8 protein-coding genes and 1 pseudogene are annotated in these 12,109 nt (G+C 61.7%); 6 read left to right on the top strand and 3 right to left on the bottom strand.

The genetic code is table 11. The features are described from left to right. Positions 1-7: 7 nt before the first annotated feature. The 3 genes from M0D67_RS19920 to M0D67_RS19930 all read right to left on the bottom strand — a co-directional run bounded on the left by M0D67_RS19920 (position 8) and on the right by M0D67_RS19930 (position 6,802). Entirely contained in the window at positions 8-4,849 is a 4,842-nt protein-coding gene (locus tag M0D67_RS19920) for an NAD-glutamate dehydrogenase (protein WP_266239430.1), read from the bottom strand. A gap of 145 nt (positions 4,850-4,994) precedes the next feature. Beyond that, positions 4,995-5,771, bottom strand: a complete 777-nt coding sequence (locus M0D67_RS19925) for an alpha/beta fold hydrolase (RefSeq protein ID WP_266239431.1) — start codon at positions 5,769-5,771, stop codon at positions 4,995-4,997. Next, positions 5,768-6,802 carry a M14 family zinc carboxypeptidase gene (locus M0D67_RS19930; protein ID WP_154567170.1) on the bottom strand — a complete coding sequence of 345 codons (1,035 nt, stop codon included), beginning with the start codon at positions 6,800-6,802 and terminating at the stop codon, positions 5,768-5,770. Before M0D67_RS19930 ends, M0D67_RS19925 begins: the two co-directional genes overlap by 4 nt. 291 nt (positions 6,803-7,093) lie before the next feature. Here M0D67_RS19930 and phnC point away from each other — a divergent pair, with 291 nt between their 5' ends. From phnC to M0D67_RS19960, 6 genes and pseudogenes are all read left to right on the top strand, one after another. Beyond that, entirely contained in the window at positions 7,094-8,008 is a 915-nt protein-coding gene (gene phnC / locus M0D67_RS19935) for a phosphonate ABC transporter ATP-binding protein (protein ID WP_266239432.1), read from the top strand. Positions 8,009-8,050: 42 nt separating this feature from the next. Then, on the top strand, positions 8,051-9,028 hold the full coding sequence (gene phnD / locus M0D67_RS19940) for a phosphonate ABC transporter substrate-binding protein (RefSeq protein ID WP_266239433.1): 978 nt from the start codon (positions 8,051-8,053) through the stop codon (positions 9,026-9,028). Continuing rightward, entirely contained in the window at positions 9,025-9,864 is an 840-nt protein-coding gene (phnE, locus tag M0D67_RS19945) for a phosphonate ABC transporter, permease protein PhnE (protein WP_266239434.1), read from the top strand. The genes phnD and phnE overlap by 4 nt, the downstream gene beginning before the upstream one ends. A gap of 279 nt (positions 9,865-10,143) precedes the next feature. Then, positions 10,144-10,980: a DMT family transporter gene (locus M0D67_RS19950; protein ID WP_266239435.1), complete on the top strand. Its 837-nt coding sequence runs from the start codon at positions 10,144-10,146 to the stop codon at positions 10,978-10,980. A gap of 89 nt (positions 10,981-11,069) precedes the next feature. Further along, complete coding sequence (locus tag M0D67_RS19955; protein ID WP_266239436.1) at positions 11,070-11,528, top strand: helix-turn-helix domain-containing protein; 459 nt, start codon at positions 11,070-11,072, stop codon at positions 11,526-11,528. A gap of 3 nt (positions 11,529-11,531) precedes the next feature. Next, positions 11,532-12,104: pseudogene (locus M0D67_RS19960) on the top strand (PIN domain-containing protein). Positions 12,105-12,109: the final 5 nt, after the last annotated feature.

Below are 12,109 nucleotides of genomic sequence, written 5' to 3' on the forward strand. Positions count from 1 at the left end.
CGTCGTGCTATGCCCTTTCGAGCGCGGCCATCTCCCGCACGATCACCAGCAGCATCGACAAGCTCGCGCCGCCCGTGGCCCGCAAGTCGGCAAGCAGGCGCGCATAACGCTCGAGTTGCGCGGTGCGCTTGTCGCGCCATGCCTGAACCAACGCGTCCGGCGTGGATGCCTCGTCGGCGTCGGCCAGCGCGCTCGTAGTCAGCGCGCGTTTCAGGCGTGCGAGTTCCGCCAGCGCCGTGGCGCGCGCCAGCATGTCCCAATGCGTGGGCGCCGGCAGCGCGGCCGCGCGCTCGCTGATCCAGCCGTAGTTCAGCAGCGTGCCGAGCGCGAAGTAGACACCCGCCACGAGTTCGAGACTGCGTCCGCAGGTCGACGCCACCTCGGCGATGTCGAGCAAAGCCGCCGATATCTCCCCGCTGGCGATTCGCACCGCCAGTTCGCTATCGACACCGGCGTCCACGAGCACGCGTTGGCGCTCGGACAGCGCTTCGAGATCGGCGCTCGGCAACAGCGCCGGCCATTGCGGCGCGAGCCGTTGCGCCGCATCGCGGCAGCGTGCGAGCAAGCCGGCGACATCACCGTCGCTGACCGCCCCCGATTGCAATTGCCGCAGGAACCACAGCGCCGAGCGTTCGACGAGCCGCGCCACTTCGACGAACATTCGCGCCTGCACATCGTCGGCGACACGATTATCTAGCGCATCGATACTGCGCCATACGTCGTCGAGATCGAACACGTCACGCGCCATGATGCAGGCCCGCACGATGTCACCAGGCTGTGCATCGGTCTCTTCCATCAGCCGATGCACGAACTCGCAGCCGACGCGATTCACCAACGCATTGGTCAAATGCGTCGCAAGAATTTCGCGCCGCAACGGGTGACGCTGCATCGGTTCGCTAAAGCGCTGCCTCAACGGCTTCGGAAAGTATTCGATCAGCATGTCGCTCACGAGCGGGTCTTCCGGCATCGACGATTCGAGCAGGGCGTCGTAGAGCCACATCTTGCTATAGGCAAGCAGCACCGCGCGCTCAGGCGTGGTCAGCCCTTGTTTCGCGGCCTGGCGCTCGGCGACGTCCTCATCGGTCGGCAAGAACTCGATCACGCGGTTCAGGCGGCCCGCGCGTTCGAGATAACGCATCAGACGCGCTTCGGCATCGAGCAATTCGACGCCATAGCGGCCCGCAATCGAGAGTGCCTGGGTCTGGTAATAGTTGTCCTGCAAGACGAGCAAGCCGACTTCATCGGTCATTTCCGCGAGCAGTGCATTGCGCTGTTTCCCGGTCATTTCGCCGTCGGAGACGACCAGTCCCAGCAGAATCTTGATGTTGACCTCGTGGTCCGAACAGTCGACCCCAGCAGAGTTGTCGATCGCATCGGTATTGATGCGGCCGCCGCGCTGCGCGAACTCGATACGCCCGAATTGCGTGAGACCGAGATTGCCGCCTTCCGCGACGACCTTGCAGTGCAGATCGGAGCCGTTGACACGGATCGCGTCGTTGGCGCGGTCGCCGACCTGCAGATGCGTTTCGCGGCTCGCCTTCACATAGGTGCCGATACCGCCGTTGTAGAGCAGATCGACGGGTGCCTGCAGAATCGCGCGCATCAATTCAGCGGGCGCGAGCGCCGGCGCGCTGATGCCAAGCACCGACTGCACGGCTGGAGACAATGGAATCGTCTTGGCGGTGCGCGGAAACACGCCGCCGCCCGACGAGATCAGCGACGGGTCGTAGTCGGCCCAACTCGACCGGTCAAGCCCGAAAAGTCGTCCGCGCTCGGCAAGGCTTACCGCCGGGTCGGGATTCGGATCGAGAAAGATATGCCGATGATCGAACGCGGCTACCAGCTTGATATGCGGCGAGAGCAGCATGCCGTTGCCGAATACATCGCCCGACATATCGCCGACGCCCACGACCGTGAAGTCGGTCGCTTGCGTATCGACGCCCATTTCGCGGAAGTGCCGTTTGACCGACTCCCAAGCGCCGCGCGCCGTGATCGCCATTTTCTTGTGGTCATAACCGACCGAACCGCCCGACGCAAAAGCGTCGTCGAGCCAGAAGCCATATTCCTGGGAGATCGCGTTCGCGTAGTCGGAGAAGGTGGCGGTGCCCTTGTCGGCGGCGACCACCAGATAGGGGTCATCGGGGTCATGCCGCACCACATCGGGCGGCGGCACCACCGTCGTACCCGCGAGGTTGTCAGTCAAATCGAGCAAGCCGCGCAGGAACGTCTGATAGCAGGCGATACCTTCACGCATCCACGCGTCGCGTTCGGTTTGCGGCGGCGGATTCTTTACGACGAAACCGCCTTTGGAGCCAACCGGCACGATCACCACATTCTTGACCATCTGCGCCTTCATCAACCCGAGGACTTCCGTGCGGAAGTCCTCACGCCGATCCGACCAACGCAGACCGCCGCGCGCAACACGGCCGCCGCGCAAATGCACGCCTTCCACACGCGGCGAGTACACCCAGATTTCAAACATCGGTTTCGGTTCGGGCAAACCGGGCACGTGGGCGGGATTGAATTTGAACGACAGATACGGTTTCGGATGGCCGTCGGCGTCGAAGCGATAGTAATTCGTGCGCTGCGTCGCCTTGATGACCCCGAGGAATTGCCGGAGTATCCGGTCCTCGTCGAGATTCGGCACCTGATCGAGCGCGCTGTCGATCGTCTTCAGCAAGCTATCGACGCGAGCCTCGCGCGTGTCTCCGAGCACCGGATCGAAACGTGCAATGAACAACTCGACCAGCATGCGGGCGATCGCCGGATTGCCGGTGACCGCGCGTTCGATATAAGCATCGCTGAACGTCGAACCCACCTGCCTCAGGTACTTGGCGTAGGCACGCAGAATCGTCACCTCGCGCGCACTCAGTTGTGCGCGCAACACCAGCCGGTTGAAATCGTCGCTTTCGATGCCACCGGTCCACACCTGTTCGAACGCGTCTTCGAAAAGATCCTTCACCCGTTCGATATCGAACTCCGCATCGTCCGCGAGTTCAAGGCCGAAATCGTGAATCCAGGCAGGCGTGGCGTCGAGTGCTTCGATCAGATAAGGCCGCTCTTCATCGACACGCACGCCGAGATGTTCGAGCATCGGCAAGCTGCGCGACAACGCAATAGGCAAGCCCGCACGATAAACCTTGAAACGGAACGCGCGTGGCCCCGATTCGATCGGGCGGTACAGGTTCATGGCGAGCCGCTCGCTGCCCTGCACGCGTTCGATCAACTCGATATCACGCACCGCGGTACGGGCCGGATAATCGTCGCGATAGCCGGGGGGAAACGAATCCGCATAGTGTTGCAGGAGACGGTTGCCCTGCTCTTCGCCGAATGCATCGAGCAATGCGTCGGCGAGATCGTCCTGCCAGCGGCGCGTGACATGCACGAGCCGCGCTTCGAGCTCACGCGTGTCGACAGTCGGCATGCCGCCGGGCTTCGCATGCACGACGAAGTGAATGCGCGCGAGTGTCGACTCCGACAACAACGGCGTGAATTCGACACTTGCGCCGTTGAATGCATCGGTCAGCAGATTGGCAATGCGCTGCCGCAGATCGGTGTTGTACTTGTCGCGCGGCACGAACACGAGACACGACACGAAGCGATCGAAACGGTCGCGCCGGACGAACATACGCGTGCGCTGATGCTCCTGCAAACGCAGCACACCCAGCGCGATATCGTAGAGCTGGTCTTCGTCGGCCTGAAACAGTTCGTCACGTGGATAGGTTTCGAGCACCGTCACCAGTGACTTGGCCAGGTGGCCCTTGGGCAGGAAACCGGCCCGCCGTACGATGTTCGCGCATTTGCGCCGCACGATCGGGATTTCCGAGGCCGACACCAGGTAGGCGGTGGACGTATACAGGCCGATAAAGCGCCGCTCGCCGGTCACTTTGCCATCCGCACCGGTCAGCTTGATGCCGACGTAATCCAGATAGCCCGGCCGATGCACCGTCGCGCGCGAGTTGGCCTTGGTCAGGAAAATGGGCGACGAGCCGGAGATGATATCGGCGGCCGCCGGTGGCAATGGCGTGACTTCGGCAGCGCCCGCGGGACGCAACTCATCGCGCAGAATGCCGAGGCCGGAGGCGGGTATCGCACGCAGGCCAAAGCCGATATCGTGCTGCACCAATTCATAGTCGCGCTGGCCGAGAAACGTGAAATGATCGGCCACCATCCATTCGAGGAACGCGCGGGCCTCGACACCTTCGGGCCCTGCCTCGCCGGCCTTCATGCCTTTGACGGTGACACGCGCGAGTTCGACGATCTTCGGCCAGTCTTCCACTGCAGCGCGCACGTCGCGCAGCACCTTGGCGATCTCGTCACGCAATGCGTCGAGTTTCGCTGCGTCGCCGCAACGGTCGACCTCGAAGTGAATGAATGAGGCAAGCTGCGAGCGCGTATCGGCGGCATCTTCAGCGCCCTGACCCACGCGCACAATGCTGCCGTCCGGTCCGCGCCAGATGCGAAACACCGGATGCACGACTGAATGCAGCGCGAGCCCGAGGCGGTTGACCGCCATCGATACCGAATCGACCAGAAACGGCATGTCGTCGTTGACGATTTCGATCACCGTGTGATCGGAATGCCAACCATGCTGTTCGAGTATCGGGTTGTAGACGCGCAGCCGTTCGCTGCCTGGTACGAAGCGCTGCGCGGTTTGCCAGTGGGCAAGCGCCGCGCCGTAAAGATCGGCGATGGAGCGGCTTTGAAGGTCGTCGGCGTCGACGAAATCGTAGTAGTGCCGCAGGAAAGGCTCGACGACTTTGAAGGTTGGCTCCGGCAATCGCCCACGCGCAAATTCAAAGACATCGTTCAGCAGGTGCGTGACGGCTTCTTCATTCTTTGCTTGCATGATCAACTCCCCCGGCGGGCGGCAATAGCGAGTATCGCTTGATTCGCATGCATCGTCTGAACCAGGATTATGCGCCTGCCACCCGGAAATCGATGCGCGAGCTCACTTAGGTTATACCCGCTGCCGGCGACCGTGCCGCCTCTGTTTAAAGCGCGGCCTTCAATTCGCCAGCCTCCTGCTTCAGCCATACCTGAACCTGTTCGCTGGTCCAGGCCGGGTCGTCGTGCGGCAGGTCATGACCGGCCCATTGATGCTCGCGATGCGTTGCGCCCCACGCGGCCGCGAGCTTGACCGAACACACCGGATTGACCAGCTTATCGGCGCGTGATGAGAGAATCAGCAACGGGCAATGCGGTTTCGCCGCTGCCGCACTAAAGCGCGCGGCAGCCCAAAGCTGCCGTAACGCATTGCCGCGGCTCACCGGCGCGCTGCGGCGAATTTCGCTCCATGCATCGAGATCGGCGCCCAGCGTTTCGGCGTTGTTGCACGTCAGCCGATGAATGCCGCTTTCCGCGCGCGGCGCATCGCGCCAGTGTGCTGCGATGCCCAGCAGGCCCGGCCATGCCGAGGGACGCAAGCGCTCGTGCATGCGGCTGAACGGCCGCATGCTGGTATTGATCAACACGAGCCGCTCGATCTCGCCGGGATGCCGTTGCGCCCAGTCGGTCGCCACCATGCCGCCGAGCGACATCGCCAGCACGCGATAAGGACCTGCCGCACCCGTTTGCAATGCAGCAATCCGCACGAAGCCCACCATATCCTCGACCGCGGCCGGCGCGCGCAAGTTAGCGAACTCGCCGTTGCCGGGCAGATCGAGCAGCAACAGGCGATCCGTGCCGGTCGCCTCGCGCAGCACGCCGGGCAAACGACCCCAGTGGCGTGTTTCGCGCGTCAGTCCACGCAAAAGAATCCATGTGCTCATGGCGCTTCCGGCCTGGTCCAATGGTCGATCGCGCTTTGAAGCAGTTCTTCGCGACGATTGCCTTGCGGTAGCCAGCGTTGCGACGAGAACGCTGCGCGCGCGAGAAAATCGAGCAGATTCGCATGACGCCGCAGCACGCGTGCGGTGCGATGCGCCTTGACCGGATTGAACATGCCCTGGCGCGAAAACAGTTGGCGCGGATTCTTCTTGATCCACAGCCACGAACCGAGTTCGAGCGTCATCGGCAAGAAGACGTTGGGTGGCGGCGTACGGTCGTACGCGAAGTCCCACAGATCGCCATGCAACAGATACTGGTGGCTTTGCGGTTCGAACGCGTAGCCATGATGCGGATGCGCGCGCTCAAACATGGTTTTCAGCACGTACATTTCCGGCAGATGCGGCATCAGCTTGCGCGTGCGCGCGTAGGGAAACCAGATGCTGTCGCGCCAGCCGTAGCCCGAGTGGCAGTCGAGCGCGATGCTCAGGGGCCGCACGGCCATGTCGGTTTCGACCACCCGCAGGAGTGCCGCGGCCTCGGGCTCCATCGGCTCGCCTTGCCGGCCGCGATACCACGGCAGCCACGCACCCACCCGCTGACCGCCGGCGAGCAGCGGCACCCGTTCGTCGGCATTCTGCGGCGCATTGCGCATCAGATCGACCCCATTGGGATTGGCCCGCGTGGCGGCCCACATGCCGCCCGGATTGACGATCGGCATAAAGATCAGACGAATCGATTGCAACTGCCGCACCAGCAGTTCGTCCCATTCCAGCCGGGCGAGCAGCGCGCGCATGTAGTCGAGCACGAGTTGCGAGCCGATCCGTTCGAGTCCGTGAATGCCGCCAAAAAACCCGATTGCCGGCGCGAGCGGATCGGTTGAACCGATACTCGCGGTGTGCACGGCGAATTGCCGGCCCCGCACCGTCGTCTCGCAGACGGTGCGGATCTCGAAGCTGGCGCTGCCCTGGTCGAGGATCGTCTTGAGATCTTCGTACTCCGCAAAACTGTCGGGCAGAAAGCTCAAAGGCTGCATGACGACGTCGAAAGGAACTGCAAGGTTATTGGGGACGGCACACTGAATGACGCAATATAGCCTGGCTGCGGGTGATCATGCGCAGCCCGCCCCGTCCAATGCAAATCATGTCATACGGGTGTCATTTTCCATTCGAACGAATGACTTCTGTCTGCCTTCCCGGCGACTCAAAAAAGACACATATAGATATAGTCGTCTAGACGTTGCGATGCCTTCACTCAACCGTCACAGACGCTTCCTAGAATGAGCCCCACACATGCCGGCAATGGCCGGATGCATGAAGGGGTACTCATGGAAGCAATTCGGGAAGCAATTCGTATCAAACGGTTGAGCAAGACGTTCAGCAACGGCCGCAAGGCGCTGGACGAAATCGATCTGCGTGTCGAGCCGGGCGAAATGGTTGCGTTGATTGGCGCCTCGGGCTCGGGCAAGTCGACACTGCTGCGGCATATCGCGGGCTTCACGGCCTCGGATGCGCAACCGTCGCAGATCGCGATTCTGGGCCGGCCAATCCAGCAGAACGGCCGCATTGTGCGCGAAGTGCGCAGCATTCGCCGCGATATCGGCTTCGTGTTCCAGCAATTCAATCTGGTGAACCGGCTTTCCGTCGAGAGCAACGTGCTGATCGGCGCGCTCGCGCGGCTGCCTTTGTGGCGCCGTTTGAGCGGGCGCTTTCCGGCCGCGGAGCGGGCGTTGTCGATGGCCGCGCTCAATGAAGTCGGCATCGGCGACCATGCACGCGAACGCGCCGCCAACCTCTCCGGTGGCCAGCAGCAACGCGCGGCATTGGCGCGCGCGCTGGTGCAACGCGCGCGCATCGTGCTCGCCGACGAACCGATCGCCTCGCTCGATCCCGAATCGTCGCGCCGCGTGATGGAAATGCTGCGCACCCTTAACGTCGAACATCAACTGACGGTGCTGGTGTCGCTGCATCAGGTCGACATCGCCATGCAGTATTGCCCCCGCACCGTTGGACTGCGTCGCGGCAGGGTGGTCTACGACGGCCCCTCGGCCGCGCTGAGCCCTGCCCTGCTCAAGAAACTCTACGGCGACGATGCCCGTGAACTGCTCGAAGAGACCGCCGCGGGCGCGGTCAATCATGCGGACAGCAACGCTAACGGTGGCGACACCAGCGCACCGGCGCAAGACACCGAATCCACCTCGACGCGTTATGCGTTCGCCCTCAATCCGGCGCACTCGAACTGAGCGCGCCCACTCATTCTGTTCACTCAACCGGACCTCAAAGCGATGAAATTCCTGCGTTCATTGATCACGCTGACCGTCGGCGCGGCCGCATTTGCCTGCGTCGCTACCGCACAAGCCGAGGACATCAATCTCGGCATCATCTCGACCGATTCGTCCTCCGTGCTGAAACAGCGCTGGGAGCCGCTGATCGACGACATGAACAAGCAAACCGGCCTGAACGTCAAAGCGTTCTTCGCGACCGACTACGCCGGCATCATCGAAGGCATGCGCTTTAACAAGGTACAGGTCGGTTATTTTGGCAATGCCTCGGCGATCGAAGCGGTGGATCGCTCGCAAGGCGAAGTGTTCGCGAAGGTCCTGTATCTGAATGGCGACGCGGGTTACAAGTCGGTGCTGATCACCAACGTGAACAGCCGCTTCAAGACGCTCGACGACGTGTTTAAAAACACGAAGGACGTCACACTCGGCTTTGGCGATCCGAACTCCACCTCGGGCACGCTGATCCCCGGCTATTACCTGTTCGCCAAGCACAACACGCCGGTCAACACCTCGTTCAAGGCCGTGCTGCCGTCGAGCCACGAAGCGAATCTGCTGGCCGTGGTGAACAACAAGATCGACATCGCGACCAACAACACCGAGATGCTCGACACGCTGAAGAAGCAGCATCCGGACAAGTTTGCACAAGTACGCGTGTTGTGGACGTCGCCGCAGATTCCGTCGGACCCGCTGGTTTGGCGCAAGGATCTGCCGCAAGCCACCAAGGACAAGATCCGCAACTTCTTCGTGAACTACGGCAAGACCGATCCGCATGAAAAAGCGGTGATGGCTGCTATCACGGGCTACGCCGGCTTCGCGGCATCGTCGGATGAGCAGTTGCTGCCGATTCGCCAGGTCGCGTTGTTCCAGCAGAAGCAGAAGATCGAGAGCGACACGCATCTTTCCGACGACGACCGCAAAACCCAACTGGCCGCACTCGACGCCAGGCTGAGCGCACTCAACACCGCCTTAGCCAAGCAATGAACACCGTTGATCTGATCACGTCGCCCGCGCGTGCGAGCGAAGCGCTCGCCGCGCAGGCGGCGCGCGGCGCCCCCGCTGCGGGCAAGCGCAGTTGGCTGTCGCTCATCGGCTGGATCGCCGTGCTTGCCGTGCTGGGTGGCGCCTGGCACGGCGCCGATATGCGACCGCTCGACCTGCTCTCCGACTCCGGCAACATGGGCCAGTTCGCCAAGGACTTCTTCCCGCCGGACTTCACCGAATGGCGCAGCTATCTGCACGAGATGTACGTGACGCTGTCGGTGGCGGTGTGGGGCACGGCCCTCTCGCTGGTGTGCGCGGTGCCGTGTGGGCTGATGTCCGCGCACAACATGGCGCCGATGTGGGTCGTGCAGCCGATGCGCCGCATGATGGACGCGTGCCGCGCGATCAATGAAATGGTCTTCGCGATGCTGTTCATCGTCGCGGTGGGACTCGGTCCGTTCGCCGGCGTGCTGGCGTTGTGGGTGCACACCACCGGCGTGCTCGCCAAGCTCTTCGCCGAAGCGGTCGAGGCAATTGATCCGCGTCCGGCCGAAGGCGTGCGCGCCACCGGCGCGACCAGTCTCGACGAAATCATTTACGGCGTGCTGCCGCAAGTGCTGCCGTTGTGGATCTCATACGCGCTATATCGCTTCGAATCGAACGTGCGCTCGGCGATGGTGGTCGGCATGGTCGGCGCGGGTGGGATCGGCGTGGTGCTGTACGAGGCGATCCGCTCGTTCAATTACGCGCAGACGGCCGCGGTGATGATCATGGTGATCGTGGTCGTGACGGTGATCGATCTGGCGTCCGCGTGGCTGCGCGAACGCGTGACGTGAGCGCTTCACGATTCCTGAAAGCCTGGGGGGGGTGGCGAGACGTGCTTCGCCAACCCTCGTCCAGGCCGCTTCGATACTGTGTGCCAGTGTGTAAGTGCGCCGGCCTGCTAGCGCTGCGACGAGGTTGAGCAGCGGGCTCTCCTCGCCACAAATCACCGGTTTTCGCCACATAAAACCCCTTCACTTTAGTCGTCCACCCCTCCATTCCCGCGTTCTGCTGGAATAATCACGTGCTTGCAGCCGGCCCCCCGGCCTTCTTTCTTCTCTCCCTGATCTTCGATGGACACCTTTGTCGTCTTGCTGGTGCTGCTCTCCGCGCTGCTTCACGCTACCTGGAACGCGTTTCTGCATCTATCCGAAGACCGCGTATGGCTGCTTGGCATGATGGCGATTCCCTATGTCGCAGTCAGCGCGGTCGGCGTGATCGTGCTTCCTTTGCCTGCACCTGAGGCGTGGCCTTATATCTTCGCGTCGGTCGTACTCGAATTCGGCTACCTGCTGGCACTGATCCGCGCTTATAAGAGCGGCGATTTCGGGCAAATCTATCCTATCGCGCGCGGTCTTTCGCCGATGCTCGTATTCATCGGCGCGCTGGTATTCGCGCATGAATCGCTCAAGCCGTTGGCGGCCATCGGCGTGGCGCTGGTGTCGCTCGGCATCGTCTCACTCGCGTTCCGCCGCGGCATGCGGTTTTCCGGCGAAAGCGTGCCGTTTGCGCTGCTGACGGGCTTCTTTATCGCCACGTATTCGGTCGTCGACGGAATCGGCGCGCGCGTGGCGGGCAACGGCCTGAGCTACATCATGTGGGTCTATCTGATCTGGAATATCCCGCAGTTTCTGCTTGCGTGGCATTGGCGCGGCGGCGCGAAGGGGTTGTTCATCGGCCGCACGGTGGTGCTCAAGGGCATCGCATCCGGTGTGCTCGCACTCACCGCCTATTGCCTGATCATCGAGGCCTACCGCTATCTGCCGATTGCGATGGTCTCTGCGCTGCGTGAACTCAGTTCGATCTTCGCGGTGCTGATCGGCTGGCTGTTCATGCAGGAGAAGCTGACCACGCGGCGGATCGTGGCTTGCGCACTGGTTACGCTGGGGGCTGTGTTGATTCGGATTTGAGGCGTTGAAGCACGCGCTCGCGCTCGTTTCGTTTATTGCGATTTCGAATATTTCGATTTACAATGCCGAAATTCGAAAGGAACCGCGCCATGAACACCTCGATCCATCCCACGCCGCTCCCGTCAGCGCAAGAGGCTGAGCTCGCCCGTGTCTCCGGTCGGAATCTGTCCGTCGTGCTTTCAAGCCACGCCGAAACGCAACAGTTCGACTTCAAGGACAGCAAGGGCGAAACGCGCAGTGTCGAATTGCCGACGTCTGTTGTGCGTCTGATCGTCGACGTCCTTGCGGAAATCGGCCAGGGTAACGCTGTGTCGATCATCCCTATTCATGCCGAGTTGACCACGCAGGAAGCGGCCGACCTGCTTAACGTATCGCGCCCGTATTTCGTCCAGTTGCTGGAAAAGAAAGAAATCCCTTTCCGGAAGGTCAATACGCATCGGCGAGTGCGTTATGAAGACGTGATGGCGTATAAGGATCGAATCGATTCGGACCGGCGCAAGGCCTTGGACGAACTCGCAGCGTTGTCACAGGAAATGGGCCTGGAATAATCAATGTCGTCACATTTCACTGCGATCTACGACGCTTGCGTTCTGTACTCCCAACCATTGCGAAATCTGTTGATGCGTCTCGCGCTAACCGACCTCTATCGTGCGCGCTAGACGCCGGCTATTCATGACGAGTGGACCCGCAATCTGATTGCAAACCGTCCTGATCTCGACCCCGTCAAGATCTATCGCGTCCGCGACCTGATGGACGCGCATGTGCGGGATGCCTTGGTCGACAATTATGCGCATCTGATGCCGGCCATCGATTTGCCAGACCCTGGTGATGCACATGTGGTCGCCGCCGCCGTGCATTGCGGCGCGGAACTCATTGTCACGTTCAACCTGAAGGATTTTCCAGTCGACGCTTTGAGCACATTCAATGTGGCCGCTCAGCATCCTGATGACTTCATCGCTGGTCTCTTCGACCTGAACCAGGCCAAGGTTCTCGAAGCAATGGCTGACCACAGAAAGTCGTTGAAAAATCCGCCCAAGTCTGTCGAAGAATACCTCGACACTCTTGCTGGCCTGGGCCTCACGCAAACCGTTTCAATGGTCCGTCCCTACAGCGTCGCTATCTGAAAAGC

The organism is Paraburkholderia sp. SECH4 (assembly GCF_030511745.1).
GTDB lineage: Bacteria > Pseudomonadota > Gammaproteobacteria > Burkholderiales > Burkholderiaceae > Paraburkholderia > Paraburkholderia madseniana.